Source organism: Neglectibacter sp. CSJ-5, from assembly GCF_032490475.1.
Classification (GTDB): domain Bacteria; phylum Bacillota; class Clostridia; order Oscillospirales; family Acutalibacteraceae; genus Hominenteromicrobium; species Hominenteromicrobium mulieris.
The window spans coordinates 39,972-66,738 of sequence record NZ_JAVYJC010000004.1; the positions used below are offsets into that span (position 1 = coordinate 39,972).

The 26,767-nt window shown below is 49.4% G+C and carries 32 protein-coding genes and 2 pseudogenes; 29 read left to right on the forward strand and 5 right to left on the reverse strand.

The annotated features are described in order from the left end of the window. Positions 1-104 precede the first annotated feature (104 nt). The gene (locus R2K26_RS08955) at positions 105-1,628 is read left to right on the forward strand and encodes an oligosaccharide flippase family protein (protein ID WP_316519720.1); all 1,524 of its coding nucleotides are present in this window, start codon (positions 105-107) and stop codon (positions 1,626-1,628) included. A gap of 67 nt (positions 1,629-1,695) precedes the next feature. On the opposite strand, the gene R2K26_RS08960 is transcribed toward R2K26_RS08955, so the two are convergent. Then, positions 1,696-2,664 carry a sugar phosphate isomerase/epimerase gene (locus R2K26_RS08960; RefSeq protein WP_308450113.1) on the reverse strand — a complete coding sequence of 323 codons (969 nt, stop codon included), beginning with the start codon at positions 2,662-2,664 and terminating at the stop codon, positions 1,696-1,698. Positions 2,665-2,931: 267 nt separating this feature from the next. Here R2K26_RS08960 and R2K26_RS08965 point away from each other — a divergent pair, with 267 nt between their 5' ends. Then, on the forward strand, positions 2,932-4,206 hold the full coding sequence (locus R2K26_RS08965; RefSeq protein WP_316519723.1) for an MFS transporter: 1,275 nt from the start codon (positions 2,932-2,934) through the stop codon (positions 4,204-4,206). Between the two features lie 277 nt (positions 4,207-4,483). Here R2K26_RS08965 and R2K26_RS08970 read toward each other — a convergent pair whose 3' ends face one another. Further along, positions 4,484-5,530, reverse strand: coding sequence for an alpha-L-fucosidase (locus tag R2K26_RS08970; RefSeq protein WP_176820891.1), 1,047 nt, complete (start codon positions 5,528-5,530; stop codon positions 4,484-4,486). Between the two features lie 1,043 nt (positions 5,531-6,573). Between R2K26_RS08970 and R2K26_RS08980 the strand changes: the two genes are divergently transcribed. From R2K26_RS08980 to R2K26_RS09020, 9 genes and pseudogenes are all read left to right on the forward strand, one after another. After that, positions 6,574-6,966 (forward strand): TIGR04076 family protein, encoded by a 393-nt coding sequence (locus R2K26_RS08980; protein WP_316519725.1) that lies wholly within the window; start codon positions 6,574-6,576, stop codon positions 6,964-6,966. 729 nt (positions 6,967-7,695) lie between these two features. Further along, positions 7,696-7,893, forward strand: a complete 198-nt coding sequence (locus tag R2K26_RS08985) for a helix-turn-helix domain-containing protein (protein ID WP_114000934.1) — start codon at positions 7,696-7,698, stop codon at positions 7,891-7,893. Positions 7,894-7,965: 72 nt separating this feature from the next. Then, a complete protein-coding gene (locus R2K26_RS08990; protein ID WP_316519736.1) occupies positions 7,966-8,487 on the forward strand; it encodes a DUF5720 family protein in 522 nt (173 codons plus the stop codon). A 170-nt stretch (positions 8,488-8,657) separates the two neighbouring features. After that, complete coding sequence (locus R2K26_RS08995) at positions 8,658-9,554, forward strand: DUF6017 domain-containing protein (RefSeq protein ID WP_316519738.1); 897 nt, start codon at positions 8,658-8,660, stop codon at positions 9,552-9,554. Next, positions 9,555-10,046 (forward strand): PcfB family protein, encoded by a 492-nt coding sequence (locus tag R2K26_RS09000; RefSeq protein WP_316519740.1) that lies wholly within the window; start codon positions 9,555-9,557, stop codon positions 10,044-10,046. Beyond that, a pseudogene (locus R2K26_RS09005) lies at positions 10,043-10,990 on the forward strand (type IV secretory system conjugative DNA transfer family protein); the annotation flags it as partial. The gene R2K26_RS09000 and the pseudogene R2K26_RS09005, both read left to right, overlap by 4 nt. Positions 10,991-11,080: 90 nt before the next feature. Further along, positions 11,081-12,961, forward strand: a complete 1,881-nt coding sequence (locus R2K26_RS09010) for a recombinase family protein (protein ID WP_316519745.1) — start codon at positions 11,081-11,083, stop codon at positions 12,959-12,961. Positions 12,962-12,987: 26 nt separating this feature from the next. Further along, positions 12,988-13,341, forward strand: coding sequence for a TnpV protein (locus R2K26_RS09015; RefSeq protein WP_316519747.1), 354 nt, complete (start codon positions 12,988-12,990; stop codon positions 13,339-13,341). Between the two features lie 16 nt (positions 13,342-13,357). After that, entirely contained in the window at positions 13,358-13,657 is a 300-nt protein-coding gene (locus R2K26_RS09020; protein ID WP_316519749.1) for a hypothetical protein, read from the forward strand. 27 nt (positions 13,658-13,684) lie between these two features. Here the strand turns inward: R2K26_RS09020 and R2K26_RS09025 are convergent, their stop codons facing one another. After that, positions 13,685-14,053, reverse strand: coding sequence for a helix-turn-helix transcriptional regulator (locus R2K26_RS09025; protein ID WP_002596316.1), 369 nt, complete (start codon positions 14,051-14,053; stop codon positions 13,685-13,687). A 327-nt stretch (positions 14,054-14,380) separates the two neighbouring features. Between R2K26_RS09025 and R2K26_RS09030 the strand changes: the two genes are divergently transcribed. The 11 genes from R2K26_RS09030 (at position 14,381) to mobQ (ending at position 22,108) form a co-directional block, all read left to right on the forward strand. After that, positions 14,381-14,665 (forward strand): autorepressor SdpR family transcription factor, encoded by a 285-nt coding sequence (locus R2K26_RS09030; protein ID WP_040342330.1) that lies wholly within the window; start codon positions 14,381-14,383, stop codon positions 14,663-14,665. After that, positions 14,649-15,245, forward strand: a complete 597-nt coding sequence (locus R2K26_RS09035) for an SdpI family protein (RefSeq protein ID WP_316519759.1) — start codon at positions 14,649-14,651, stop codon at positions 15,243-15,245. Before R2K26_RS09030 ends, R2K26_RS09035 begins: the two co-directional genes overlap by 17 nt. 14 nt (positions 15,246-15,259) lie before the next feature. Then, positions 15,260-15,568: a DUF1648 domain-containing protein gene (locus R2K26_RS09040; protein ID WP_297879030.1), complete on the forward strand. Its 309-nt coding sequence runs from the start codon at positions 15,260-15,262 to the stop codon at positions 15,566-15,568. Between the two features lie 86 nt (positions 15,569-15,654). Then, complete coding sequence (locus R2K26_RS09045) at positions 15,655-16,389, forward strand: ABC transporter ATP-binding protein (RefSeq protein ID WP_297879031.1); 735 nt, start codon at positions 15,655-15,657, stop codon at positions 16,387-16,389. Next, positions 16,352-17,971 (forward strand): hypothetical protein, encoded by a 1,620-nt coding sequence (locus tag R2K26_RS09050; RefSeq protein WP_316519762.1) that lies wholly within the window; start codon positions 16,352-16,354, stop codon positions 17,969-17,971. Before R2K26_RS09045 ends, R2K26_RS09050 begins: the two co-directional genes overlap by 38 nt. Positions 17,972-18,006: 35 nt before the next feature. Next, positions 18,007-18,192 (forward strand): cysteine-rich KTR domain-containing protein, encoded by a 186-nt coding sequence (locus R2K26_RS09055; RefSeq protein ID WP_117539823.1) that lies wholly within the window; start codon positions 18,007-18,009, stop codon positions 18,190-18,192. A 522-nt stretch (positions 18,193-18,714) separates the two neighbouring features. Further along, positions 18,715-19,128 carry an RNA polymerase sigma factor gene (locus R2K26_RS09060; RefSeq protein ID WP_007860240.1) on the forward strand — a complete coding sequence of 138 codons (414 nt, stop codon included), beginning with the start codon at positions 18,715-18,717 and terminating at the stop codon, positions 19,126-19,128. Positions 19,129-19,231: 103 nt separating this feature from the next. Further along, a complete protein-coding gene (locus R2K26_RS09065; RefSeq protein ID WP_316519780.1) occupies positions 19,232-19,684 on the forward strand; it encodes an RNA polymerase subunit sigma-24 in 453 nt (150 codons plus the stop codon). 10 nt (positions 19,685-19,694) lie between these two features. Further along, a complete protein-coding gene (locus tag R2K26_RS09070; RefSeq protein WP_007860238.1) occupies positions 19,695-20,156 on the forward strand; it encodes an RNA polymerase sigma factor in 462 nt (153 codons plus the stop codon). Between the two features lie 28 nt (positions 20,157-20,184). Next, on the forward strand, positions 20,185-20,475 hold the full coding sequence (locus R2K26_RS09075) for a DUF3847 domain-containing protein (RefSeq protein WP_316519782.1): 291 nt from the start codon (positions 20,185-20,187) through the stop codon (positions 20,473-20,475). 187 nt (positions 20,476-20,662) lie between these two features. After that, a complete protein-coding gene (gene mobQ / locus R2K26_RS09080; RefSeq protein WP_316519784.1) occupies positions 20,663-22,108 on the forward strand; it encodes a MobQ family relaxase in 1,446 nt (481 codons plus the stop codon). Positions 22,109-22,215: 107 nt separating this feature from the next. On the opposite strand, the gene R2K26_RS09085 is transcribed toward mobQ, so the two are convergent. Together R2K26_RS09085 and R2K26_RS09090 are read right to left on the reverse strand one after the other, a co-directional pair. Next, entirely contained in the window at positions 22,216-22,506 is a 291-nt protein-coding gene (locus R2K26_RS09085; protein ID WP_002596328.1) for a type II toxin-antitoxin system YafQ family toxin, read from the reverse strand. Then, positions 22,503-22,781: a type II toxin-antitoxin system RelB/DinJ family antitoxin gene (locus R2K26_RS09090; protein ID WP_005924829.1), complete on the reverse strand. Its 279-nt coding sequence runs from the start codon at positions 22,779-22,781 to the stop codon at positions 22,503-22,505. Before R2K26_RS09090 ends, R2K26_RS09085 begins: the two co-directional genes overlap by 4 nt. 106 nt (positions 22,782-22,887) lie before the next feature. Here R2K26_RS09090 and R2K26_RS09095 point away from each other — a divergent pair, with 106 nt between their 5' ends. From R2K26_RS09095 to R2K26_RS09125, 7 genes and pseudogenes are all read left to right on the forward strand, one after another. Beyond that, entirely contained in the window at positions 22,888-23,064 is a 177-nt protein-coding gene (locus R2K26_RS09095) for a hypothetical protein (RefSeq protein WP_009296691.1), read from the forward strand. Further along, the gene (locus R2K26_RS09100; RefSeq protein WP_110102433.1) at positions 23,045-23,443 is read left to right on the forward strand and encodes a cysteine-rich VLP domain-containing protein; all 399 of its coding nucleotides are present in this window, start codon (positions 23,045-23,047) and stop codon (positions 23,441-23,443) included. Before R2K26_RS09095 ends, R2K26_RS09100 begins: the two co-directional genes overlap by 20 nt. Before the next feature lie 114 nt (positions 23,444-23,557). After that, complete coding sequence (locus R2K26_RS09105; protein ID WP_316519824.1) at positions 23,558-24,292, forward strand: phage replisome organizer N-terminal domain-containing protein; 735 nt, start codon at positions 23,558-23,560, stop codon at positions 24,290-24,292. Beyond that, entirely contained in the window at positions 24,289-25,152 is an 864-nt protein-coding gene (locus R2K26_RS09110) for an ATP-binding protein (protein WP_316519826.1), read from the forward strand. The genes R2K26_RS09105 and R2K26_RS09110 overlap by 4 nt, the downstream gene beginning before the upstream one ends. Positions 25,153-25,195: 43 nt before the next feature. Then, a complete protein-coding gene (locus R2K26_RS09115) occupies positions 25,196-25,390 on the forward strand; it encodes a transposon-encoded TnpW family protein (protein WP_044987216.1) in 195 nt (64 codons plus the stop codon). A gap of 77 nt (positions 25,391-25,467) precedes the next feature. After that, positions 25,468-25,833 (forward strand): hypothetical protein, encoded by a 366-nt coding sequence (locus R2K26_RS09120; protein WP_118280944.1) that lies wholly within the window; start codon positions 25,468-25,470, stop codon positions 25,831-25,833. Positions 25,834-25,919: 86 nt separating this feature from the next. Beyond that, positions 25,920-26,744: pseudogene (locus R2K26_RS09125) on the forward strand (VirD4-like conjugal transfer protein, CD1115 family); the annotation flags it as partial. Positions 26,745-26,767 lie beyond the last annotated feature (23 nt).

Genomic DNA, 26,767 nt, shown 5'->3' on the forward strand with positions numbered 1-26,767 from the left:
CCTGTTCTCTTTTTATAAAATGTAGAAAATTATCTATACATTCTCATATAAGCTGATTATACAACGCGCCCGGAAAACTTGCAATAGGAGGCCCTGCGACAATCATGACAAAACGCAAATTTCTGCTGCAAGGCATCGCTTTAACGGCATTTTCACTGTTTTTCCGCATTACGAACATCGGCTACCGTGCGTATTTATCGGGCAAAATCGGTGCGGAGGGCATGGGGCTTTACCAGCTCATCTTCTCCGTGTTCCTGCTCGCCATCACGCTTTCCACTTCCGGCATCAGCTTGGCCGTGACGCGCATGGTGACGGCAGCCATTGCGGCGAACCGCCGCTGCACGGTGCGCAGCGTGGTGACGCAGTGCTTTTTGTTCTGCCTGACGGTGAGCTGTACCATTGCGGTTTTGCTGCTGTGCTTTTCGGATTTTGCCGCCGCGCATATTTTGGGCAACGCCGGCGCGGCGCCGTCACTGCGCATTTTGGCGCTGGGGCTGCCGTTTATGTCGCAGTGCACGTGCATGAAGGGATATTTTTTAGCAGTGGACGAATCGCTTTCCACCTCATGGAGTGACGCGGTGGAACAGGTGCTGACGATTTTCTCCGCCGTTGTGCTGTTCTGGTATTTTGCGCCGCAGAGCATAGAAGCCGCGTGCTTTGCGGCGATGATTGCTTCAACATTCGGAGAAGCTGTCTCGTTTTTGGCGGGGTTTCTCATTTACCGCCGCAGCTTAAAGCGCAACACGCCGAAAGAAAAAGAGCAGGCGACGGGCGTTCTGCACGGGATGTTCCACATTGCGGTGCCGTGCACGCTTTCGAGCGCGGCGCGCAGCTTGCTTTCAACGGCGGAAAATCTGCTCATCCCGCGCGAGCTCGGGCGTTACGGGCTCAGTCGTGCGGCTTCCATGTCCGCCTACGGTTTATTGCAGGGCATGGCAATGCCGATGCTGTACTTTCCGTCTTCGTTTTTGACGTCGTTCGCGTCTTTGCTCATCCCGAAAACGGCACGGGAATTTGAGCTTTCGCACCGCAGGGCCGTGCGGCACATCACGCAGCGCGCGGTGCACGCAGCCCTGCAGTTCGGCATTTTCTGCGCGGGGATCTTCTTCGTTTTCGGCAGTGACTGGGGCGAGGCGTTTTATAAGAGCCGGGAAGCCGGGGCATACCTCAAAATTTTGGCGCCGCTCGTACCGCTTTTATATCTGGATGTCGTGGTGGACAGTCTTTTAAAGGGACTTGACGAGCAGCTGAACTCCATGAAATACAACTTTTCGGATTCGTTTCTGCGTGTGCTTTTGATTTTGCTTTTTATGCGGTTTGCCGGTATGCAGGCGTACATTGCAATTTTGTTTTTCTCGTCCATCTTCAACGCGATGCTGAGTGTACGAAGATTATTAAAAGTCGCCGATGTGCATATCGGGCTATTGAAAAGTGCAGTGATGCCGGCGTTTTTTGCACTGCTTGCCGCGAATGCAACACAGTTTTTATTGAAAAGCATTTTGCTTTCGGGTATTCCCCTTGTTTTGCTGCAAACGGCGGTTTGTGCAGGGTTTTATGCCGCTTTGCTGTTCCCGTTTTTAAAGCTGTGCGCGTATCATACGGACAAAAAGCAAACCGTTAAAACATAAAAGCGGCGCTCCGACAGGTTGCCCTGCCGAAGCGCCGTGGTTTTATTTACGTGTTGTCAGAAAGAAATCAGATCCAACGGGTCTCGGTCATCTTCGGCTCGAAGATGATAGCGGACTTCAGTGTCTCAACAGCCTTCATAAGGCCCTCGTTCTGGCTCATGAGGCTATCCTCATGTTCAATGCTGATGGCATAGTCATAGCCGACAAGGCGCAGAGCGCTGATGATGTCCTTCCAATAGAGCAGATCGTTGCCGTAGCCGACGCTGCGGAAGATCCAGGAGCGATGTGCTTCGTCTGCATAGCTCTTCGTGTCGAGCGCGCCGTTCTTTGCCATGTTGTACTTATCGAGACGGGTATCCTTTGCGTGTACGTGGAAGATTGCGTCGCCGCCGAGCTCGCGGATAACAGCAACCGGATCCATGCCCTGCCAAATGAGGTGGGACGGGTCAAAGTTTGCGCCGATCTCCGGGCCTACAGCCTCACGGAGCTTGAGGAGCGTCTCGGTGTTGTAAACACAGAAGCCCTGGTGCATTTCAAGAGCGATCTTGTTGACGCCGTGCTCTCTTGCGAATGCTACAAAATCCTTCCAGTAATCGACAAGAATCTTCCACTGATACTCGAGGATCTTACCGAAATCGTCCGGCCATGCGCATACAACCCAGTTCGGATACTGAGAGGTCTCGCAATCGCCCGGGCAGCCGGAGAAGCAGTTGATCTGATGCAGGCCGTATTTTTCAGCCATCAGAACTGCGTTGCGCATGTCCTTATCATAAGCCGCAGCCAGCTCCTTATTCGGGTGAATCGGGTTGCCGTGGCAGGAGAATGCGCTGACTTCCATATCATACTTCTTGATGGTATCGCAGAACTCCTGATACTTTGCTTCATCGTGGAGCAGAACTTCCGGATCGCAGTGATCTTTGCCCGGATAGCCGCCGCAGCCGATTTCGACCATCTGGATGCCCATGGACTTGAAATACTTCAGTGCGTCCTCAAGAGGCATGTTTCCTACAACATTGGTAAGTACGCCTAACTTCATGTTAAAACACTCCTTCTAATTGAATAAATCAAAAGAATAACAGGTTGAATTGGGGCTTTTTCTGAAAGAGAAAACCCTGTTTGGTTTTATTGTACTATATTTCCTTGGTAAAATCAACATGGATTTGGCTTTTACGCCGCATTTTTTTGGAATGCCTTTCGGCAGATGTATTGAATTTTTGTGGTTTTCCGTCAAATTCACGGTAGAATTTCGCCGGGCCTTCCTCTATAATGAAAGTTAGCATTTTATTAAAGGCGGTATAGTTGAATGGAGAAGACCCAAAACTTTAAAAACACCGTGTTTGCCTGCTACCGCGGGTATATCACGCAGGGCATTGTGAACAATCTCTCTCCCCTGTTTTTCGTGCTGTTCCAAAACAAATTCGGCATTTCGTATTCGCTGATTTCGGCACTTATTCTGTGCAACTTTGTGACGCAGGTCATCACGGATATGCTTTCCGTTAAATACGTAGACCGCATCGGCTACCGAAAATCAGCGGTCATCGCACACGCGCTGGCGTTTTTAGGCCTTGTGATGCAGGGCACGCTGCCGAATGTGCTGCCTGCGCCGTATGTGGGCCTTGTCCTTGCGACGATTGTGAACGGCGTAGGCGGCGGCCTGATTGAAGTTATCATCAGTCCGATTGTCGATTCCTGCCCGGGAGACGCGAAGGCCGCCGCAATGAGCCTTTTACATTCGTTTTACTGCTGGGGACAGGTGGGCGTGGTGCTCATCACGACGCTTTTGCTGCGCTTGATCGGCGAGAATTTGTGGTTTATCATCCCGATTTTGTGGTCTTTGCTGCCGCTTTATAATTTATTCCGTTTCCTCAAGGTGCCGCTGATGCCCACCGTGCCGGAGGAAGAGAAAACACCGCTCAAAACGCTGTTTACCTCGAAAATTTTCCTCGTGGCACTGCTTTTGATGCTTTGCGCGGGCGCGAGCGAGCTTGCCATGAGCCAGTGGAGCTCGCTGTTTGCGGAGCGTGCGCTCGGCGTGACGAAGGTCATCGGCGATCTTTTAGGGCCGTGCCTGTTTGCGGTGTTTATGGGCATCGGCAGAACAATCTACGGCGTGTGGGGCGAGAAAATCCATTTAACGGGCGCGATGGTATTCTGCGCCGCACTGTGTATTTTGTGCTATCTCGGTACGGCTTTATTTGAAAACCCGTGGCTTTCTCTGCTTTCGTGCGCGCTGTGCGGCTTTTCCGTAAGCCTCATGTGGCCGGGCACGTTCTCGCTGACCTCCGCTGCGTACCCGAAGGGCGGTACGGCGATGTTCGGCATTTTGGCGGTGTTGGGCGACGTGGGCTGCTCTGTGGGTCCGGCATTGATGGGCGCAGTGAGCGGCGCGGTTTCCGGCAATGCAAAAATCGCCGCATCTTTCCCGAATCTCACTGCGGACCAACTCGGTTTAAAGAGCGGCATGCTGTTTTCCGCGGTTTTCCCGGCACTTATTTTGATCGGCGTTCTGTTGCTCACACGGTTTCATAAGGCTGCAAATAAAAAGCCAAGCCCCAAAGCGGACTTGAGCGAAGAATAATTTGTAGACAGCAGGTAGAGAAAAAGTGCAACGCAAATCTCTTGCATTTGAATTTGCAAGGGATAAATTGTTGCACTTTTGCCAGATTGCTACCAAACAGAATTTGTGAATGCAAACCTCAAAGCAGTTTGCTTCCTGCACGCTTTCTATCCTGCAGCCTGTGTCAGCACACATGCCGTTGTGCTTTGTGCGACATGAACGGCAGACAAACGCCGCTCTCACCTGCGCCGACCAGCAGCTCCGTGCTGTTTTCGCAGAAGTCTTATACGTCAGATACTCACCGTAACAGTTGAGTTTCCAGCTCGCGAACGCGGCGAAGAATATCGACGGAATAGGACGGAATACGGCCGAGCGCATCGGGACCGACGTTCAAAAGGTAGTTTACACCCATACCGTTGAGCTTCTGCTTGTTTGCAAGGATCTGCTCGGGTGTTTTCCAGTTATGGTCGTAGTATTTGAAGCCCCATGTGTCGTTCAGCGTGGCCGCGGTCTCATACAGGTTATACGGCGAATACTTGAAGCCGAACAGATCGTTCATGGACTGCATGTCCCCTGCGCGTTCTTTCGAGATTTCTGCCGGACGCTCTGCCGGAATCTCGTTATCGCCGAGAGAAACGTAATCATACACGCCGTTGCCGAGGCGAGAGTTCACAAGGCAGTCCGGCTGATACTGCTTCACAAGGTCGTAAAGCTCCTGACTCTGCGCCTTTGTCATCACGCCCGGGGTATCGAACCAGATCAGGCAGATGTCGCCGTATTTTGTCATGATCTCCTTCACCTGCGGCTTGATCTTCTCGTTAAAGCAGATGGAGTAGTCTTTGTTGTCTGCACCGGGGAAATCCCAGTTGTTATACCACGCCGTGCCTGCGCAGCCGGTGGTTTTGTCGTAGCCGCCGCCGTGCGGGTGATGCCAGTCAAGCTCCTGCGAATAGTAAAGTCCCAGCTTTAAACCGTGCTTGTAGCAGGCTTCCGCCAACTCTGCGATGAGGTCTCTGCCAAACGGCGTTGCTTTTTTGATGTTGTATGCATCGCAGTCGGAATCAAACAGCGCAAAGCCCTCGTGGTGCTTAGAGGTAACCACAAAGTAGGTCATGCCGCATTCTTTTGCAAGCTTTACCCACTCCTCTGCATTAAAATAAACAGGGTTGAACGCACCCGCAAGCTGTTCCATTTCGCGGTTCGGGATGGCAAAGGCGGACTGGATCCATTCACCGTAGTCGTAGGGCGTACGGCGCCCTCTGTACTCACCGGCGAGCATGGAATAGAGTCCGAAGTGGACCATCATGCCGTATTTCGCTTCGCGAAACCATTCGATATTGTTCATGTCTTTTCTGCACGGCTGCCGACGAAAAAAATTGCGCAGCCGTGCTTCCTCCTTTGAGAATTTTTTGTGTGTCTTATTATAGCATACGGAACCGAATTTGTCTTGCAGTTTCTTTTGTACACGCGTGAAAAAAAGCCATGCAGCGTGCTATACTGAAAACAAAGACAAATCAAAGCGGAAAAAACGGAGACATAGTATGGCGGAATATTTAGATATTGTAGATGAGAACGGGATCCCCACAGGCGAAACGGTAGAGCGCGAAACGGCGCACGCAAAGGGCTTTCGGCACCACACCCGCGCTTGACGCAAAAGCACTTGCGAGCCTGCTTGCCAGCAATCCCGTATTGCTCGAAAAAGCTTTGGAGTCTGTCCTGCTTGCAATAACACCTGATTTTATTAGTGAAGCGCAAATTAGCAAACGGACTGAAAACCGAATGAAAATACGTCGATAATGCAGTGCGTATTAGCAAAGTGCTAACTGTGAAAATACAGAAAAAGTGATTGGTCTTGAACACAAAATGCCAAACCTGTGATTAGCAATTAGCAAGCAGCCAAACACAGCAGGAAATGAAAAAAGCCGAAAAACCTGATTTTACTAGGCTTTTCCGAAATTATAGTGTTAATCATTTCTTTTTTGAAATCTGCTAATATTATGCCGTTTTTCCATTCGTTTTAGCAAGGTATTAGCAAACGCAAAGATTTTTTGGGAACATCATTAAGTTAATAGGATACTCGTTACGAGTGCTAATTCACAGTTGAATTTTTTGTTCTTTTTATATTAGTATAAATAAAATTTAACTTAAATAAGCAATAGAGATATCTGTATTCAGTTTTCAAAATACACAAAATACAAATGAAAGGCTTCCATTTTCGTGGTTCGGAATTAACCCCTTCACTTGTTTGAACCGGGAGGGCGTTTTTGGGGGTGTTTTTAGAAATAGAAAATACCGCCTATTTTCCTCATCTTGAGGTCAACAGACGGCGGTAGAATTATTCATATTTTGGGTGTATAATATAAAAAAGATTTTTTGGGGGTATATAAAATGAAACATAAAGTAAAAGTGACTGTTTTGGACAAGAAGTTGTATCCGGAATTACAGCAGAAATATTGTGCCGCTCCGGATTCAGGTGCCTGTCCTTGCTACAATGTTGGCGATGAGTTCATTTTCTATCGTGATGATGAGCGTGATGACTTCTGGCATATGGGACTGAATACTCTGACAAAAACAGATGGAGATGCAGATGCTGTAGCCGGAGGACCGAAAATGCCGTTTTGTTCCGAAGCGTGGGATGCCGTTTCTCGATACATATATACCGGTTTACAGGGTGGTTCTATTATGAAGGGCTGGATGAAAAACGAAAATGAAATGATTACCTGCTGTTCGGACGGTACAAGACCTGTGATTTTCAAAATCGAGAGAATTGACTACGAATAAATGACGGATAATTCACCGTTTGTCGAATACATCTAAACAATCAAAGGCCGCTTACATCGATAGGCGGTCTTTTTTCGTGTTTAGATATATTTGATTTTGAGCTTTCTTTTCTTGGCTGAAATCACCTTGCAGAGAACATCATCAACCCCATCGGTGTGTCTGCCTTGTGCTGTCAGACCGTTCTTCAAACGGATAAGTGATTGCAACACTCTCCTGTATTCTTCATCGGAGCAGAGAGGGTATTTTCATTAGCAAAATTGCGAAAACCCTGCTGATTTTTATTAGCAAGCAGTCCACCTGAAAGGCGGACGACATTAGTCCTAATTTCCATTAGCTGACGGAGAATTTGCTAATGAGGTTTTCTGCATTTTTCAGTTTCATTGTCTTTGAACTAAAATAAAAAAAAGCCGAAAAGCCCGATTTTACTAGGCTTTTCGGCTGTGCTTTTGGCACCCCCTGCGAGAATCGAACTCACAACTAACCCTTAGGAGTATGGCTTACCATGTGATACACGGTTCGGATGTAACTTCCAATATCATCCCTTACGCAGAATGACTTGTAGTAAACGAACTTTATGGTGCAAAACACCTATTCTGACGCAGTTTTATGTGTCCGTTGGGTGGTCCTATTAGCAAATTCTTAGCAAGAGGATATCCCGCCAAAGCTGATTGCTACTGCCATTCTTCACTCCCTTAGTCAAAATGACAAGGCAAATACATGGAGGTTACTATGGACAAGAAAGAGAAAAAGTCACTGCCGGAACCGCGCACATATACCGTGGAACAGATTGCGGCCATGCTCAACATTGGCCGCACAACCGCATATCAGCTCGTCAAGCAGGAGGAGTTCAGGATCGTCCGCATAGGCAATGCGATCCGCGTTTCCAAGAAATCTTTTGACGAGTGGCTGGAAAGTTTAGAACTGTGAATATCGCAAGAAACGCCGTAGGCTCAAAAAACCTATGGCGTTTTTTTATACCCATTTTGAAGGAGGCTGGCAATGAAACTGACAGAAGCAGAAATGAGGATGGTGTTTCAGATTGAAAGTACCAATCAGAACGCTGCTCTGAATGAGATTTACATGACATGGCGCTATGCGCCGAACCAGGCAGTAAAAGAAACGGCGGAAAGCCTTCTGGACAAGCTCCGCCCACTGTCGGATCAGGAGTGCATGGATTTGATCCGCAAGGTGCAGGCCGAATACCGTCTGCCGGAGAAAGCCCGCACCATCGGGGAGATGCTGGCAGAGGCCAGGCAGCGATCCGGGGCGCAGAAGTTATCCGGCCATGACATTATGGCTTTGGAGCGTTTCGACCCGGCGACCAGACACATGATCGTCTTTGATGTTCTTACCCATGACTCGCCTGTTGGCTGGAAGGGTGAGAAAATGCGCCTGTTCCTGACGGATGCCGGATACAACAAGGCTTTGGAAAATCAGGAAAAGGGGCACATCAAAATCCGTAACCATGCGAAGGTGCTTTCCGGCGAACTCCACTATGACCATAAAGACCGTGAGAGGTAGCCACCCCCAAAATGTATCAAAATCAGTGGGATATCTTCTGTTTCTTCCTCTGTGGCTTGCGTTCTGAACAGGGCGTGGATGTTTTCCCATGCGGAAGGTAACGGAGGCATACAGACGGGTAAACCGCTCAAAATCAACACTTTTTATTTTCACAGGAAGGAGGTGCGAAGATGGCTGTTTTTCGTATTGAAAAGACCCGTGATTATACGGTCATGTCGAACCATCACTTGAAAGATCGAACGCTGACCCTGAAATCCAAAGGGCTGCTGTCCATGATGTTGTCGCTCCCTGACGAGTGGAATTACACCACCAGAGGTCTTGCGGCGATCTGCCGGGAAGGTGTGGACAGCATTGGTGCGGCATTGAAGGAGCTGGAAAACCACGGGTATATCCGGCGCACCCAGCTTCGGGACGAAAAAGGCAAGATCACGGATACTGAGTATGTCATTTACGAAATGCCTCAGTGCGAGCCGCCGTCAAGCCCAGGTACGCCTTTACCGGGTACGGCAAAGCCATATACGGAAAACCCGGATATGGGTATCCCGGATACGGCGGAACCGTGTACGGAAAACCACGCACAATTAAATACTAATCAAACAAAGACTGATTTATCAAGTACGGAGATATCAAATCCTATCCAATCAAATCCCCCTACCCCCGCAGGGGCAAGGATGGGAATGGATCGGATGGGAGCCAGAGAATGTTATCGTGAAGTGATTTTGGACAACATCGAGTACAGCTATCTGGTGCAGGACAGCCATATCGACCGTGAGCAGCTTGACGAGATCGTTGACCTGATCGTGGATACCGTATGTTCTGCCCGCAAAGTGATCCGCATTGCCGGAGATGATTATCCGGCGGAGGTGGTAAAGTCCCGGTTTATGAAGCTGGACAGTTCTCATGTTCAGTATGTCATGGACTGCATGAAGGACAACACCACCTATGTCCGCAATATCAAGAAATATCTTCTGGCGGCGCTGTATAACGCCCCGACCACCATCAACAGCTATTATTCTTCCCTGGTGCAGCACGATATGTACGGGGACGGGCAAAGGGGGCGAGGCTAAATGCAGGAGGAAGTAACGCGGGGCGCCGTAACGCTCATTGTTGACGGAGCCAAGCTAAGTGAGCAGGTCTTTGAAAAGGCCGTCAAAAAGTTCCTGGAGGAAATCCAGAAAAGCCAGAAGCCCAAAATCTACCGCGGCAGGCAGAGCCTTAAACAGCTTGCCAGCCAGAACGCCGGTCTTGCCAATATCGAGATCAGTGACAAGAATATCAAGGCTTTCTCCCGTGTGGCGAAGAAATACCATGTGGATTTTGCCTTGAAGAAGGACACCGTTGCAGAGCAGCCCCGTTACCTGGTCTTTTTCAAAAGCCGGGACGCGGATGCCATCACAGCGGCATTTCAGGAGTTTGCCAGCCGGAAAATGAGCCGTGAGGAAAAGCCCTCCATCCGGGAGCGGCTGACCCAGGCGAAGGAACAGGCGGCAGAGAAAGCGGAACACCGCACCATTGACCGGGAGAAAGTAAAGGTCAAAGATCGGAGCGTGCAGAGATGAATATGAAAAAAATGTTTTTGCTGAACCTTCCGTATCTTCTGTTTGTGTATCCCTTCGATAAGCTGGCACAGGCTTTCCGGCTTGCGCCCGGCGCTGACCTCTCCGGCAAGCTGCTTTCTATCGGGGACGGCTTCACGGCAGCACTTTCCTACCCGTGGCTCAGTTTCCATCCCACGGACCTGCTGATCGGCATAGCCGGTGCGGTTGTCCTTCGTATGGCGGTCTACCTGAAAGGCAAGAACGCAAAGAAATACCGCCACGGAATCGAGTATGGTTCTGCTCGCTGGGGTACGGCGGCAGATATCGCTCCCTACATGGACAAGGACTTTTTCCAGAATATCCCCATGACGCAGACGGAGCGGATCACGATGGCGAGCCGCCCAAAGCAGCCGAAGTATGCCAGAAACAAAAACATTCTGGTGATCGGCGGTTCCGGCAGCGGCAAGACGAGGTTCTTCTGTAAGCCGTCGCTGCTGCAAGCTCATTCGTCCTATGTCTGCACCGATCCGAAAGGGACCTTGCTGCCGGAGATCGGCACTTTCCTGGAACGGAAGAAATACCGTATTAAGTGCCTCAACCTGATAAACTTCCGAAAATCCATGAAATACAACCCGCTGGCCTACATTCGGTCAGAGAAGGATATCTTAAAGCTGGTGAACGCCCTGATTATGAACACGAAGGGCGAAGGCGAAAAATCTTCGGAAGATTTCTGGGTCAAAGCGGAACGCCTCTATTATTCCGCACTGATCGGCTACATCTGGTACGAGGCCACGGAGGAAGAAAAGAACTTCATCACGCTTCTGGACCTTATCAATGCCAGTGAAGCCAGAGAGGACGACGAGACCTATCAAAGCCCGGTGGACCTTCTCTTTTCTCAGTTGGAGGAACGGGAGCCGGACCACTTCGCCGTCAAGCAGTACCGCAAATTCAAGATGGCGGCGGGTGATATATGCTCTAAGTGACTTCTTAATCATGATTTTGTCATGGTTAGTGAAACAATCACTTAGAGCATTTTTGTTTCAGGAGGTACAGCCATGAGAAATGAAAAAATTACCCCACTGTACGAGCGCCTGAGCCGGGACGATGAGTTACAGGGCGAGAGCAATTCCATATCCAACCAAAAGCAGATGTTAGAGGATTTTGCCCTCCGGAACGGGCTGCCCAACCCTACGCACTTTACCGATGATGGTATCTCAGGCACTCGTTTTGACCGCCCCGGATTTTTGGCGATGATGGAGGAAGTGGAGGCAGGGCGTGTAGAGGCAATCGTCATCAAGGACATGAGCCGGTTGGGGCGCGACTATCTAAAGGTCGGTCAGGTCATGGAGGTTTTGCGGCAGCGCGGAGTTCGGCTGATTGCCATCAACGACGGTGTGGACAGTCTGAAAGGTGATGACGATTTTACCCCGTTCCGCAACATTATGAATGAATTTTACGCCCGTGATACCAGCCGGAAAATCCGCTCTGTGTTTAAGTCAAAAGGCATGAGTGGCAAGCACCTGACCGGCACTGTGATTTACGGCTACTTATGGGACGAAAAACGGGAGCATTGGCTGGTAGATGAGGAAGCTGCCGAAGTGGTACGCCGTATATTCTCCCTCACGCTGGAGGGATATGGGCCTTACCAGATCGCCTGCAAATTATCCACAGACCGGATTGAAATTCCTGTCGTACACCTTGCCCGCTTCAACGAGGGTGTGAACCGTTCAAAGCCGGTCAAAGACCCCTATGGATGGGGATCATCTACCATCGTGAACATTTTGAAAAAACGAGAGTATTTAGGGCATACCATCAATTTCAAGACCCGCAAGCACTTTAAGGACAAGAAAAGCCACTATGTTTCTGAGGACGAATGGACGATCTTTGAGAATACCCATGAAGCCATTATCGACCAGCAGACCTTTGATCTGGTGCAGAAAATCCGTAGCAATGTACGGCGTTATCCAAACGGCTGGGGCGAAGCGGCTCCCCTCACAGGATTGCTCTATTGTGCCGATTGCGGCGGCAAGATGTATGTCCACCGCACCAACAATGGCAAGAGGATTTCTCAATATACCTGTTCCAATTATACCAAAGTTCCGTGTGGGACACTATGCCCTACACAACACCGTATCAATGAGAGTGCTGTTCTGACATTGGTTTCCGACACGCTCCGGGCTATCGCTGAATATTCGAGAAATGACCGGACGGAATTTATTCACACTGTTCAGGAGACGCAGGTTGCTCAACAGAGTGCCGATATATCGAAAAAGCGCAGGCGTCTGGCTGCTGCCCAAAAGAGAGCCGGAGAACTGGAAAAACTGATTTGCAAAATCTATGAGGACAATGCTCTCGGCAAGCTGCCGGATGCACGATATAGGGCGCTTGATGCACAGTATGCCAAAGAGCAGGGCGCACTTGAGATTGAAATTGCGGAGCTGGAAAAGGCTGTTACCGGCTACGAGCAAAGCCAGAAATCAGCGGAGAAATTTATAGCCCTGATTGATAAGTACGAGAATTTTGACACTATGACAAACACCATGCTCAACGAGTTTGTAGAGAAAATCCTTGTCCATGAACGCGCCCGAAAAGGTAGTCAGGACACCACGCAGGAAATTGAAATCTACTTCAATTTTTTAGGGCGCTATATCCCACCATCCTTACAGCCGGTTCCTTTAACACCGGAGGAACAGGAAGAATTGCGAAAAAAAGAAGAACGCAAGGACAGGCTCCATCAGAACTATTTGGAACGAAAATCCAGCGGCGCACAGAAACGGTATGAGGACAAAATCAAGGCGCAGAAAAAAGCGGAAATGGACGCTAAGAAAGCCCTGATCCGGGCTGAGGATATGAAAAAAGGTGTTTTTTCTACTGTCGGACAGCTGCCGAAAGAAGAACCGCGCAAAGGCAGCATGGCAGCCAGCGCAGCAGTCTAATCATCACGAAGCAAAGGAGAATGAATATGAGTAAGTTGACTTACATTCGTTGTGGAGATTATGATATACCCAACCTAAAACTTTCTGAACAGCCGGAAACTTCTATTGGCAAGTACGGCAGAATGCGAAAATCCTACCTAAAGGAACATCGCCCCATTCTCTACAACCAACTACTGATGAGCGAGAAGCTGTATCCGCACCTGATAGAGATTGACCGGACAGCGCAGGAGCGTGTGGACACCTTGTTGCCTCACATGATGGAGGCAGCGGGCGTCACCGAGGAACTGAAAGCCTGTGACCCTATGCGCTGGGTGGGGCTGATGAACACATTAACGGCACAGATTGAGGAAATTTTAATCAGGGAACTGATTTGCAGCTGAATGGGAGGTGCGGGAAATGCTGACCTTTGAAAAGATTTTGAAAGTGTTTCAGGTATATCTGGATGATGATCCACTGTATGAGGTGGTTCAGACCAGCCACGGTTATACATTGATGGCATGGGAACCCCACCGGAATGACTGGTACAGCGCTGATATACAGAAAACCCCGGAGGATTTACGGAACGCTTTGTTGGGTACATACGCCAACTTTCTGGAAGATAAGATTACCGGAAATGACCGTGACCTGACTGTGACAGAAACCGGAGAAATCCAGCAGAGGTGTCGGGAACTTTTGGAAAAGTGCCGGGAACCTTGATATAGAAATGCCAGAAGGAGGCCGCGATTATGCGTCCTCCTTCTGCTTCGCAGTCTGTTCCATTTTGAGCGCCCCGTCTATGGCACCTTCGATAATCGGCAGGTATTCTTCAGGGCAGAGTTTCAGCTTGTGGCTGACCCGTTGCCGCTGTTCGCTTTCTTCCCGCATGATCTCCGGGTTAAAATACCGTTCCACGGGAAGTCCGCAGATCTTAATCAATTGGATCATCACAGGCAGGCTCGGAATTGCACCTTGATTCTCAATGTTGGCAAGATACCGCCATTCAATCCCAACCATTTCCGCCAATGTTTTTCGTGCCAGACGCTTTGCCTCTCGTGCAGCTTTGACATCTGCGCCGAAGGTTTCAAAGCCGGGGCAATCTTCAACTTTAGCCATATAACATCACCCATTTACATTGTATAATTCATACTCTGCCCGTGGAATGTTGTTATATGCAGTTAGATTAAACTTTATAATTCATATCTATTTGATTATGGCAATACATAAGAGGCTTTTCAGCTCTCGCATTCAGCACATCGTTTGTGGCACTGCTATATTCTAAAAAAGCCCTAATACATCATCCTTGCTTACAGGGCTATCTATGATCCCCAAAAGCCATTTAGAGAATTTTCAAAATGAATGTTGACTTTTTTTCCTATTGTGCTACAATGAAAATATCATTTAGAGATTTTTCAAAATAACAGAGGCAAAGGTGAAAGCACTGTGAGTTTACCTAATATTTTCAAAGCATTAAGCGATCCCGTCCGACGGGAGATATTGCTGAAACTAAAACAAAAACGGAAGATGTCAGCCGGTGAAATTGCCGCAGAATTTGACTTGACTAATGCCACTATTTCATACCACCTTTCTACTCTAAAAAAGGCTGATTTGATTTTTGAAACGCGCTATCAGAAATACATCTATTATGAAATCAATACATCGGTATTTGAAAGTGTTGTTATGTGGCTTATGCAATTTCAGGAGGATAAAGATGAACCCCAAAAATAAACGAACCTTGTTTCTGACAAGTACAATTTGCATTATTTTGTCCATCGTAGCATTCGCTCTGTCCCACATGGGCGGGGCCAGTAACGAAAACTCTATTCTGCTCTATGTGATTGCCGTTTTGCTGAATATTGTTCTGAACCTTGCGCTTAATATCAAAATTGCTTCGACAAACGGAGCCAAGGCGTTAGTGTCTTTGGGCAAATGGATTATGCCGATTGCGGGAGTTGTATATTTGATCCCGCAGGTATATTCCGTACTGTTTCCTGCCAAGACCATGCAAGATACTTATTGGTATGTTTTTATTGGTATTTTGTTTATTGTCAGTGGCAATTATTTTCCCAAAAACCACATCAATCCCTATGTCGGACTAAAGTTTCCGTGGCTATTCAATGATGAAGAAGGCTGGTACAAGACGCATCGGCTGGGCAGTTATACATGGATACTGGCTGGTATTGTCAGCATTCTGCATCCGCTGCACAATCTTATTTTTGTAACCGTTCCGCTAATCATTTTTCTGGTTGGCGTTGTCCCGTTGGTCTATTCACTTGTCCTCTTTTTTAAGAGGAAACAAAGCAACTAAAGGAGGTAATACTTATGAAATCTGCAACGAAGCATATTGTTATCAGCACCGTTTTGTGTGCGTTGACGCTGGTAGTCTTTCTCGCTTTCTATAATCGCCTGCCGGAGTCTATCCCCATCCATTTTGATTCTGCCGGAGTAGCAAATTCTTTCTGGCCCCGCAATGTTGTAGTGTTCGGCGTTCCCGTGGCCTGTGTCCTGCTGAACCTCATTTCTGGCTTTACCGTCAGCCAGAAAGAGAATGCAAAGCCGTATATGTACTATATCATGGCTATTGTTGCATTCGTAGCAACGGGCATCATGATCTATTTGGGGATGAAGTGAATTGCCCCAACAAGAACTTTGGTGGCGGAACGGTTATTTTTTTGAATGTCATTTTGAAATTTTTCTAAATAAAGGCAAGGAATGCTATGTTACAAATCAAGAACTTATCCAAAAGCTACGGTGCGAAAAAGGCTATAAGCAACCTTAGTTTTGTCGTGGAAGATGGCGACATAATGGGCTTCATCGGAAAGAATGGAGCTGGCAAAACCACAACATTGAAAGCCTGTTTAGGTATCATCGGCATCGACGAGGGAGAAATCCTTTTGGATGGAACTTCTGTCCTCAAAGAACCGATGGCTTGTAAGCGGAAGATGGCGTATGTGCCAGATAATCCCCAGCTTGACGAGTATATGACTGGATTGCAGTATCTCAACTTTATCTGTGATATTTACGAAGTACCGTCCAAGATGCGGAAACAAAACTTCGAGAAATTGGCCTCAGCTTTTCAGATGGGGCCGCATTTGAATAACTTGATTTCCTCTTACTCCCACGGCATGAAACAGAAACTTGCGCTGATTGCCGCCTTTTCGCACACGCCTAAACTGCTGATATTGGATGAACCTTTCGTTGGATTAGACCCGGAAGCATTTGTGATCCTGAAAGAGCAGATGAAAGAACTCTGTGCAAGTGGAAATTCCGTTCTGTTTTCAAGCCATATTCTTGATGTGGTAGAAAAGGTGTGCAATAAAGTGTCCGTTATTAAGCATGGACAATTACTGTATTCCGGCAGGACGACAGAAATCGTTGGGACAAAGGGTTTGGAAGAAGTATTTATGGAGATGAATGGCGATGAAATTTCTGTTACCCCTACTAAGGAATAATCTTTTGCAGCTATCTCATGCCAATCAGCTTCGATATGCAGATACAAAGAACCGCACAAAAACGATCACTTTGTATATGCTTATAGCCATGATCCTAATGGGATTGCTTGCATACCTGATTTACTCCTTGAAAATCATTTATTCTATTGCGTGGTCGTTGGAGGAAGTAGTGACAGAACTTGTTGTTCCTATGGTTCTGATCTGCGTGATCCTTAATATTGCGATTAGTATTTTTTGGGGAAGTGGTCTGCTCCTTAGTGATACTAATATTGACAGTGTGCTTGCACTTCCAATTCCGCTGCGTACATTGATACTCTCCAAATTGACTGTCCTGTTTATGGTAGAAGTCGCTCTTACTGTGGCGCTGCTGCTTCCTATGATGGTGCTGTTTGGCCTAACCGCAGGTATGGGATTTCCGTTTTATCTAATTGTGCTTGGAATAACAATTCTCTTTCCTGTCATTCCCGTCCTTTTGGGAACAATGTTCGGAACACAGATTTACCGCATCTTGAAAAATTCCTCTGCTCGTATTGCCCGACTAAAGGCAGCGGCGGCTATCCTGATTTTGTTTGCGTTTATGATCTTCATGTTCTGCAAATTCCCAGATATAGCTGCCGGAAATTTTGGGGATGTTATTTCTACCTCGACTTTTACACTTTATGCAGGCCAGTATATTCACCGATTGCTTAACGGGGACTATCTGTTGATAGGCATATACTTCGGTGGGGTATTCCTGATAGGCGTTACTCTGCTCTATGGTCTAATCAAAATATTTCGTAACTGGTATAGCAATGACGCGATACAAGGCTCAAAAAGTCAGCCCGTCGATTGGAACAAACAAACCACGAAACAGCACAGCCCGGTATCTGCTCTTTTAGAAAGAGAGCGCACACGTTATTTTTCGCTTCCAGTATATCTAACCAATACTGCCTGCGGATTGCTTTTTGCTGCGGTCTTTGTTCTGCTGGTTGTTTTAATGTCGGATAAGATCACGCCATACATTTATCAGTTGGCCGAATATTTTCAGGTGCCTTTTGCTGATTATGATGTGCTGTTCATATATGCTTTTTCTATCTTGACAACAATATCCTGCACAACCTATGTCAGCATTTCCATCGAGGGAAAACAGATTGAAATACTGAAATCCTTACCCATTGCGGCAAAGTGCCTCTTTCGAGTAAAGCTGCTACACCATCTCTCAATGTCTGTACCGACCATTTTTGTTTTGAATACCATTATGGCATTGTATTTGCAATGGTCTTTCCCTAAAGCTATGCTGGGGTATGCTTTTCCTTTGCTATGTTCGGTGCTGATCGGAATGATAGGCTACATCTTAAATCTCATTTTCCCAAATTTTGAATGGGAGAATGTCACCCATATTATCAAGCAAAGTCTACCAGCAATTTTGACGGCCTTGATCGGAGTTGTAGTTACCTGTGGAACGGCATATCTGCTGTTGAGATTTTTCCCAAGCGCCTTGTTTATGGGGAGTTGGCTTGCCTGTGCAATTATTCTATTGCTGCTTTTAACAATGGTGGCGTGGGTGGACAAAAAAGGTCAGCACTTATACCAAGAATTATAGAACGCTATTTATTCATTGCAAAAAGGTGCAAAGTAATGATACAGAAATGGATATTGTGTCCAGTCTGCGGCTCTAAAACAAGGGTACGAATACGAGAAGATACAGTTCTTGAAAACTTCCCATTGTACTGTCCCAAATGCAAGCATGAAACATTGATCTCCGCACGACAACTGAATATATCTGTTATCAAAGAGCCAGACGCACAGACGCAGAGCCGATAATACGCAAGGTAAATTCACTTGTGATTATCGGTTCTTTTTTATTTCAATATACGATGAGAGCCTGCCCCGCCCAATGGGGAAAGAAAAAAACCGTAGCTGGGCAGGTTGATTTTGTGCGCTTACTCTACATACTCTGGCGGCGGTTTTGAGAAATCAGAGCCGCCGTTTCTTTTCGTCTACGCTAAACCAACGACGACCTAACACCGTGTAAATCCACGGCGGCACATAGGAGGATTGCCGCCGTGTCTATTTTTGCCTTTTTTCACAGTCCCCATGACCTGCACCAGCTAAAAAAAGCCTGTTCCCAGCAGCGGAGCAATGCGGTCAGAAGTATGCACTATACCATGTAACTAAACAGCAAAATATACTCTATTACGCTCGTATGGCTTTATGCTGTCCGGGCGCTTTTTTGTCCCTATGGAGCCGGAACATCGGGTCAGCATGGCCCGAACTTTATCCCCGGAGCCGCGCCCCGCCGCCTCATTCAGATTTACCAAAAAAATCTGAATGGAGGAAAGGCAGATGGAAGTTACCATCAATTATAACGGACAAGCTGTGGCCGTGGAGGTTACGCTGGAAGTCTATGAATTTCTTGATCGGGCCGATCATAAAACGGAGAACCTGTTCCATGAACAGCGGCGGCATTGGGATGGTCGGGAGTTTGACGAGTACATCATTACCACCGAGGGTGTAGGGGTCTACGGCGAAACGCCGGAGGAATACCTTTGCCGCATGGAAACACTGCATGAGCTGATGGCTGTTCTGGACACCTGTACCGAGGCCCAGCGCCGCCGGTTCCTGCTCTATGCGCTTGACGGGCTGAGCCTTGCAGAGATCGGTGTGCTGTGCGGCTGCTCCAAAGTGGCTGTTTATCAAAGTGTGGAGGCGGTCAGAAAAAAATTTATAAATTTCTTTGAGAACAGGCTTAACGAATGACCTGTTTTCTGGCTACCAAGTGAAAGGGATCATTTCCCTTATCTCAGCGAGGGGCGGACAGCGGACGAGCTGCCCGCCTCTCCGATTTTCAGGAGGTAAGCCTATGAAAACAATCAATCTGCGGTGGATGTATCCCCACTACCGGCATGACGAGTTTGTGGATGTTACGGACGAGGTATGGGCAGCGATGTATCAGGCCCAGCGGGAGATGGAGAACTATGAGCGTCGGAAAGTCTACCACCGCGCCTACTACTCTCTGGACGCATACAGCTGGCTGGAAAATTACGCACTGGAACACAGCAGATCGCCGGAAGATATTTTGCTGGAACGAGAAGAAATGACCACCCGCCTGCACCTGATTGCAGCTCTGCCGGTGGCTCTGGCTCATGCCACTCCGACACAGGCCCGCCGTGTTCACGCCTACTACATTGCCGGTATCAAGCAGCCGGAAATCGCCCGGAGAGAGGGCATCCACAGCAGCAAGGTCAGCGTTGCCATCCGTCGAGGTCTGCGGAATATGCGCCGCTGCTATGATGACCTTTTTCAAGCAGAGTGAGGGCGTGCCTATGCAGACCATCAATCTCAAACAATATTATCCATTTTGCAAAGAGGACATTTTTGTGGAGGTGTCCGATGAGATCGTCGAAGCGTTTCTTCTGGACAAGAGAGCCGAGGCCGCCAGAGATCGCAAGATGTTCCGGTATAAGGCGTTTTATTCCCTCGATTGTAACGATGGAATCGAAAATGCCGCCATCGGCTGGGCGCAGCCATCGCCGGAGGACTACCTGATAGAAAAAGAAGAATTAGCCGAATACGAAGAACTGATACGGCGATTGTATGAAGCCATTTCCTCCCTGCCGCCTATGCAGGCTCGCCGTGTTCACGCCCGCTATATGCTGGGTATGAAAGTGAAAGATATTGCCGCAATGGAGGGTATCACGCCAGCACAGGCGGGAAAATCCATCCATGCCGCACTGCGGAGGCTGCGCCGGTACTTTGCTCGACAGAAATGGACGGTCAATCTATGAGTATTTCCAAAGAAAAGAGGTGCCTGACATGAACGAAAAAATTACAGCCCACCCCCAAAAAGAAGAACGGGAGAAAGTCCTGAAGGAGATTCGGCAGCTTGAAAACCGAAAGAAGATTTTGGAGAACAAGCAGCGGAACGAGGAACGCAGGGTTCGCACCCGCCGCCTGATTGAGCGCGGAGCCGTTTTGGAGGGGATTTTCCCGCTGGCTTCCAACCTTTCCGGCGCAGAGGTCAAAGCATTTCTAATTGCCCTGTCCCATCTTCCGGGGGCTGTGGAATTGATTGCAAACCTGCCAAAATCCGGGGACACGCCATAAGTCCCTTGTTTACAAGGGCGCACTTATACACCGTTACCGGTGTCGTGCGCCCTGCCGGGGGCTGTTGCGCTCTCCGAGCGCGATGGGGCGCTACACTCCCCAAACCCCTTGTGCGCCCCGCGCAGCCAGACACCCGCTTTGCGTATGCCCGGCTCCACAGAGCCTGTTATCCCCTCACTGAAAGGAGGTGTTCCCCATAGATTTCTGTCATATCCCCGTCAGTATCATCAAGCGCAGCGCAGGCCGTTCTGCTGTTGCCGCAGCTGCTTACCGCAGCGGAACCAAGCTGACAAATGAATGGGACGGAATGACCCACGACTACACCCGGAAAGGCGGCATTGTCCATGCGGAGATCATGCTGCCTGCCAACGCGCCGCCGGAATTTGCAGACCGATCTATCCTCTGGAACAGCGTGGAGCAAATCGAGAAAGCAAGGGACAGCCAGCTTGCCCGCGAGATTGAAGCAGCCCTGCCCCGTGAACTGTCCGGCGAACAGCAGCTTGCCCTTGTGCGCGCCTATGTGAAGGACAACTTTGTAGACAGAGGAATGTGTGCTGACTTTGCTATCCATGACAAGGGAACCGGCAACCCTCATGTCCATATCATGCTGACGCTCCGGCCTCTGAAAGAAAATGGACAGTGGGGCGCAAAGTGCCGCAAGGCATACGATCTGGACGAGAACGGACAGCGTATCCCGGATGGGAAAGGCGGCTGGAAAAATCATCGAGAGGATACGACCAACTGGAACGATAAAGGAAATGTGGAGATTTGGAGGGCAGCGTGGGCGGCCTACACCAACCGGACGCTGGAATCTGCCGGCAGACCGGAGCGCATTGACCATCGCAGCTACAGGCGGCAGGGCATTGATAAGATTCCCTCCGTCCATCTGGGGCCAGCCGCCAGCCAAATGGAAAAGCGCGGCATCCGCACCGACAAGGGCGAAGTAAACCGGCAGATCGCCGCCGACAACAAGCTGCTGAAAGAAATCAAGGCCCGCATTACCCGCCTTTACAACTGGTCTAAGGCCGAAGCCAAAAAGCCGGAGGGCCAGCAGCTCAGCATGATTGACTTGTGGGAGGCCCAGCAGCAGTTGAACGCTCCCCACACCCGCACCGGCAAAATCCGGGCTTTGCAGGAAAGCGCTGCACTATTCAGCTTTTTGCAGGCAAACGGCATCCAGTCTATGCAGCAGCTTCATGAAAAAATCGCTGATATGAACAGCTGTTACTATGACCTGCGGGGAAAGATCGTCAAGGCCGAGCGCCGGATCGCCACCATTACCGAACGCGGGGAGATGTGGGAACAGTACAACCAGCACAAGTCCATCCACAAGCAGCTTGCCAAAGTAAAGCCGGAAAAACGGGAACAGTTTGAACAGCGCCACAGCCGGGAACTGATTCTGTATGACGCAGCGGCCCGGTATCTGAAAGAACTGAAAGACAGCGGCGAGGCAATCACCCCAAAGGCATGGCAGCTGGAAATTGACCAGCTGGCCGCTGGAAAGCAGACGGACACGCTTGCCATGAAAGCCATGCGGGAGGATTTGAAAGCAGTGGAACGGCTCCGCAAAACCGCCGAGCAGCTGTCCCGACAGGAAAGGGACAAGTCTCACAACCGGGAGCCGAATCGGTAAAGGATACCGCGTTTTGGCGTACCCCTGTCAAGTGCGTCGCGCTTCACGACATACCTTTGCATACAGAAAAACCGCCGTACAGGTTTCCCCATACGGCGGCAGACTGTTTATTTGCCGAACAAGTCGCTGTGTGTGCCGGTGCGGGCCAGCGTCAGCACCAGAACATCATCTTCTATGCGATAGACAAGCAGCCAGTCCGGGAGAATATGACATTCCCGATGGCCTGCCCAATCGCCGGACAGGTCATGGTCGCGGTTCTTATCCGGCAGCGGTTCGCCCATTGCCAGCAACGCTACGACCTGCTCCAGCAGCTCAATCTTCAAGCCACGCTTGATGGCTCGTTTGTAGTCTTTTTTGAAACTGGTCGTGTACTTGACGGTATATTTGGTTTCTTTCATCTTTTCAGGTCAGCAAACAACTCGTCAAGGTCATTGTAGCCCTTTACAGACGGGTCTTTTGCAATCCTTTCCGCTTCCAGCATGGCAGCAACCGTTTCTTTGTTCGGCTGTTCCAGCCTTACTTCAAAGGGAATGCCGCCTTCACGAAGCGACTGGCGCACAAAGATGTTAAACGCCGTAGTCAGGTTCATGCCAAGTTCAGTAAACAGTGCGTCCGCCTGCGCTTTCAAATCTGCATCCATGCGGATACTGATGTTTGTGGTATTTCCAGCCATACGATCAACCCCTTTCTGCTGGTACTTTTAGTATATGCCATTTGCACGAAGAAAACAATACTTTGCACGAATATTTAACAGTAAATTCATTGAAGGAGGTCACTGTATGAAGCAAATTATTTTGCCCGTCACTATCCACCTGAATATCCGACTGCCCCTTGCCCTCTTGCAGCCGGAATCGGCAGACGCGCCCACCGGCCCGGAGCCGGAGGCCCATGCCTGCCAGGGCTGCGGCAACTGCGGCGGGTGTGGGAAGTGCCAGCATGAAAAAAAGCAAGCCTGAACCCGTCCCCGTCATGGACTACCGTCAGTACCGCAGAGCGCGGCGGCTGGTACATGAGTGCTGCAACTATGACGGCGGCCACTGTATCGCGCTGGATGATGGGGAGGAATGTGTCTGCGTCCAGTCCATTTCCTACTCCCTGTTGTGCCGGTGGTTCCGGGCGGCGGTGCTGCCGCTGGACAGAGAACTGGAAACGGCCCTGTTCCACCGCCTGGACGCCAAACGGTGCGCCGTCTGCGGGGCGCTGTTCACCCCCGGCTCCAACCGGGCCAAATACTGCACGGAATGTGCCGGACGCATGAAGCGTATCAAGGCCGCCCAGCGCAAGCGGAAACAAAGGGCGAAATGTCACGCTTTAGGGGCTGAAAACCCCTTGTAAATCAAGGCTTTTTTCGAGGGTGTCGCTGGGGGCCTGATAGATTTATCCTCTGCCCCCTAAAACGGCCTTAAAATGCGTACAGAATCCCAAGAGACCCCCCCAAGGAGGAACCCTATGTCAGACAACCGAAAATATTATTACCTGAAACTTAAAGAAAACTATTTTGACGATGATTCCATCGTGCTGCTGGAAAGTATGCAGGATGGTGTGCTGTATTCCAACATTCTGCTCAAGCTGTATCTGAAATCGCTGAAACATGGCGGGCGGCTCCAGCTTGACGAGGACATCCCTTACACGGCACAGATGATCGCCACCATCACCCGTCAGCAGATCGGCACTGTGGAGAGAGCCTTGCAGATCTTTTTGAAGCTGGGTCTTGTGGAGGTGCTGGACAGCGGCACATTCTACATGAGCAACATCGAACTTTTAATCGGCCAGTCCTCTACCGAGGCTGAGCGAAAGCGGGCTGCGAGGCTCCAAAATAAGGCGCTTTCTGCGCTCCGGACAAGTGGCGGACATTTGTCCGACATTCGTCCACCAGAGATAGAGATAGAGTTAGAGAAAGAGATAGAGATAAAGAGAGAGATAGAGAAGGGACACTCCGCCCGCGCCTATGGCCGTTACCAGAATGTTTTCCTGACGGACGAGGAAATGGCAGACTTGCAGGCCAGCTTTCCCACCATATGGGGCCAGTACATCGAAAAGCTGTCCGAGTACATGGCCTCTACCGGCAAGCGGTATCAGAGCCATGCCGCGACCATCCGGCGCTGGGCCGGTGAGGACGCGAAGAAAGCAGCCCCGCCCTCTCGCAACCGGGATTACAGCGTAAAGGAGGATGAAACCGTATGATTGAGATTACCGCAGAAATCCGGGCGCTGATCGACAAGGCAGCCGCCGGTGTGGAGCTGGCCGGGGACGAGTACATAGACCCGGCAGACGGCCTCATTCACTGCAAGAAGTGCGGCGGCCAGAGGCAGACCGTTGTGCCATGCTTTGGGAAACCCGGCTACTTTATGCCGCGCTGCATCTGCCAGTGCCAGCGGGAGGCTGAGGAGCAGCGCAAGGCCGCCGAGGAACGGCAGCGCCGCATGGAGCGTATCAAACGCCGAAAGGCACAGGGCCTGCAAGACCGTTATCTGTACGACTACACATTTTCCAATGATAACGGGCAAAACCCATTGATGGACAAGGCCCGCGCCTATGTGGAAAACTGGAAGGAGGCATATAAAAACAACACCGGCCTGCTGTTGTTCGGGGATGTGGGAACCGGCAAGTCTTTTTTCGCCGGTTGTATTGCCAACGCCCTGCTTGACCGGGATGTGCCGGTGCTGATGACGAACTTTCCCACCATTCTGAACCGCCTGACAGGGATGTTCTCCGAGGACAGGGCCGACTTTATCGCCAGCTTTGACGAGTACGACCTGCTCATCATTGACGATTTGGGTGTGGAGCGCAGTACCGAGTATGCGATGGAGCAGATGTTTTTCGTCATTGACAGCCGCTACCGCAGCCGCAGGCCCATGATTATTACAACAAACTTGAAACTGTCCGAGCTGAAAAACCCACCTGATCTGGCCCACGCCCGTATCTATGACCGTATTTTGGAACGGTGTGCGCCGATTCTCTTTGACGGGAAGAATTTCCGGGAAGAAAATGCCGGTGCTACCCGACAGGCAGCAAAAGACATTGTAAGCAGTAAGCACGACTGATTTTTTACCGGGCGGCACAGACCCGTTCGGAGAAAGGAGCGCCATGAACAGAGAACCCCGTACTATGCAGGCGGCAGACGCCGCTACTGTGTCCAGAGCGCCGGAAAACACGCCAGCGATGGTAAAGAAAATCGGCAAGACAACCTACAAGGTTCATGTCCATTTCAGCAATACCAGCACAGAAACCATGAGCGATAAAATCAAGCGTATGCTCAAAAATGAAATTCAGCAGATGTGACAGACTGATAAACGAAGCTGCCTTGTGCTAAACTGATGATGGTACGCACCAAAATTTTTGTCAAGGAGGATACGAAAATGCTTTACACAGAAAAAGAAAAACATGAAATTGAGCGAGTAAAGGAGGTCTTTGCGGAACATCTGCGGCAAAGCCCTGATTTTGAACTGCTCTGGTCGGACAAGGTAGGCTATGTCTGGCTGACGATTGGCGTCAATCCAGTCTATGTGGATACCGGTATCAGAATCGAATCAGCCGCCGATCTCTGCGGCAGGTGTTTGGATGATGTTGCTACGGATGTTTTATATATGACAGGCAACGATCATGCACTGGAAGCAGCCGATCCGCTGGAATTGGCCGAAATCAAGCGGCGCTGGGAGCCATATATCAACCAGCTGCCAGACTATGCGTATCTCTGCAAAGACCTGCTGAACGGAAAAATGTAATCTATCAAACGAGGTGTCAGGAGCCATACGGTGCTTCTGGCACCTTTTTTGTGGTTTTTTTGTGAATTTGATGAAAAAGTCCTTGACAATTTGTCTCTGGCAAAACCTTAAAATCCATCCTCATTTCCTGTGGCGCCCGGCTTGCTCCCTTCGATATCAAGGAGCTGAGGGACCTGATGGAATATGACGAACTGGAACTGGATACCCTGGGCGACCAAAAGACGGCGCTGTTTGTGATCCTGTCAGATACGGACAGCACTTTCAATTTCGTGGCCGCCCTCATGTATAGTCAGCTTTTCAATCTGCTCTGCGACAAGGCGGATGACTTCTACGGCGGGCGGCTGCCTGTCCATGTCCGTTTGATCCTGGACGAGTTTGCCAACATCGGCCAGATACCGAACTTCGATAAGCTGATTGCCACCATCCGAAGCCGTGAAATATCGGCTTCTATTATTTTGCAGTCGCAGAGTCAGTTAAAGACCATCTACAAGGATGCGGCAGATACCATTGTCGGTAACTGTGACAGCACCTTGTTTTTGGGAGGCAAGGAGAAATCCACGCTCAAGGAAATTTCGGAACTGCTGGGGAAAGAGACGATTGATCTCTATAACCAGTCCGAAAACCGGGGCAGCCAGGTTTCCCATGGCCTCAGTTATCAGAAATTAGGAAAGGAGTTGATGACCCAGGACGAATTGGCAGTGATGGACGGCGGCAAGTGTATCTTCATGCTGCGAGGCGTACGTCCGTTCCTTTCGGACAAGTACGACCTCACCCGGCACCCGAATTACAGATACACGGCCGACGCCGACCCTAAAAATATCTTTGACATGGAACGGTACATGAAGAAGCAGCGTACCGTGGTAAAGCCCACGGATACCTTCGATGTGTACGAGATTGACGCAACTACTTAAACCCAAATCAAAAACATTTTTTA

Bases quoted from the DNA above. Each gene is read 5' to 3' on its own strand.
- R2K26_RS08965 (WP_316519723.1), top strand. From the start codon at position 2,932: ATGGAGAAGACCCAAAACTTTAAAAACACCGTGTTTGCCTGCTACCGC.
- R2K26_RS09075 (WP_316519782.1), top strand. From the start codon at position 20,185: ATGAACGAAAAAATTACAGCCCACCCCCAAAAAGAAGAACGGGAGAAA.
- R2K26_RS09060 (WP_007860240.1), top strand. From the start codon at position 18,715: ATGGAAGTTACCATCAATTATAACGGACAAGCTGTGGCCGTGGAGGTT.
- R2K26_RS09040 (WP_297879030.1), top strand. From the start codon at position 15,260: ATGAAATCTGCAACGAAGCATATTGTTATCAGCACCGTTTTGTGTGCG.
- R2K26_RS08980 (WP_316519725.1), top strand. From the start codon at position 6,574: ATGAAACATAAAGTAAAAGTGACTGTTTTGGACAAGAAGTTGTATCCG.
- R2K26_RS08970 (WP_176820891.1), bottom strand. From the start codon at position 5,530: ATGAACAATATCGAATGGTTTCGCGAAGCGAAATACGGCATGATGGTC.
- R2K26_RS09110 (WP_316519826.1), top strand. From the start codon at position 24,289: ATGATTGAGATTACCGCAGAAATCCGGGCGCTGATCGACAAGGCAGCC.
- R2K26_RS09065 (WP_316519780.1), top strand. From the start codon at position 19,232: ATGAAAACAATCAATCTGCGGTGGATGTATCCCCACTACCGGCATGAC.
- R2K26_RS09085 (WP_002596328.1), bottom strand. From the start codon at position 22,506: ATGAAAGAAACCAAATATACCGTCAAGTACACGACCAGTTTCAAAAAA.
- R2K26_RS09055 (WP_117539823.1), top strand. From the start codon at position 18,007: ATGATACAGAAATGGATATTGTGTCCAGTCTGCGGCTCTAAAACAAGG.
- R2K26_RS09025 (WP_002596316.1), bottom strand. From the start codon at position 14,053: ATGGCTAAAGTTGAAGATTGCCCCGGCTTTGAAACCTTCGGCGCAGAT.
- R2K26_RS08990 (WP_316519736.1), top strand. From the start codon at position 7,966: ATGAAACTGACAGAAGCAGAAATGAGGATGGTGTTTCAGATTGAAAGT.
- R2K26_RS08995 (WP_316519738.1), top strand. From the start codon at position 8,658: ATGGCTGTTTTTCGTATTGAAAAGACCCGTGATTATACGGTCATGTCG.
- R2K26_RS09015 (WP_316519747.1), top strand. From the start codon at position 12,988: ATGAGTAAGTTGACTTACATTCGTTGTGGAGATTATGATATACCCAAC.
- R2K26_RS09115 (WP_044987216.1), top strand. From the start codon at position 25,196: ATGAACAGAGAACCCCGTACTATGCAGGCGGCAGACGCCGCTACTGTG.
- R2K26_RS09035 (WP_316519759.1), top strand. From the start codon at position 14,649: ATGAACCCCAAAAATAAACGAACCTTGTTTCTGACAAGTACAATTTGC.
- R2K26_RS09070 (WP_007860238.1), top strand. From the start codon at position 19,695: ATGCAGACCATCAATCTCAAACAATATTATCCATTTTGCAAAGAGGAC.
- R2K26_RS09095 (WP_009296691.1), top strand. From the start codon at position 22,888: ATGAAGCAAATTATTTTGCCCGTCACTATCCACCTGAATATCCGACTG.
- R2K26_RS09105 (WP_316519824.1), top strand. From the start codon at position 23,558: ATGTCAGACAACCGAAAATATTATTACCTGAAACTTAAAGAAAACTAT.
- R2K26_RS09010 (WP_316519745.1), top strand. From the start codon at position 11,081: ATGAGAAATGAAAAAATTACCCCACTGTACGAGCGCCTGAGCCGGGAC.
- R2K26_RS09050 (WP_316519762.1), top strand. From the start codon at position 16,352: ATGGCGATGAAATTTCTGTTACCCCTACTAAGGAATAATCTTTTGCAG.
- R2K26_RS09120 (WP_118280944.1), top strand. From the start codon at position 25,468: ATGCTTTACACAGAAAAAGAAAAACATGAAATTGAGCGAGTAAAGGAG.
- R2K26_RS09020 (WP_316519749.1), top strand. From the start codon at position 13,358: ATGCTGACCTTTGAAAAGATTTTGAAAGTGTTTCAGGTATATCTGGAT.
- R2K26_RS08955 (WP_316519720.1), top strand. From the start codon at position 105: ATGACAAAACGCAAATTTCTGCTGCAAGGCATCGCTTTAACGGCATTT.
- R2K26_RS09000 (WP_316519740.1), top strand. From the start codon at position 9,555: ATGCAGGAGGAAGTAACGCGGGGCGCCGTAACGCTCATTGTTGACGGA.
- R2K26_RS09100 (WP_110102433.1), top strand. From the start codon at position 23,045: ATGAAAAAAAGCAAGCCTGAACCCGTCCCCGTCATGGACTACCGTCAG.
- R2K26_RS08960 (WP_308450113.1), bottom strand. From the start codon at position 2,664: ATGAAGTTAGGCGTACTTACCAATGTTGTAGGAAACATGCCTCTTGAG.
- R2K26_RS09090 (WP_005924829.1), bottom strand. From the start codon at position 22,781: ATGGCTGGAAATACCACAAACATCAGTATCCGCATGGATGCAGATTTG.
- R2K26_RS09045 (WP_297879031.1), top strand. From the start codon at position 15,655: ATGTTACAAATCAAGAACTTATCCAAAAGCTACGGTGCGAAAAAGGCT.
- R2K26_RS08985 (WP_114000934.1), top strand. From the start codon at position 7,696: ATGGACAAGAAAGAGAAAAAGTCACTGCCGGAACCGCGCACATATACC.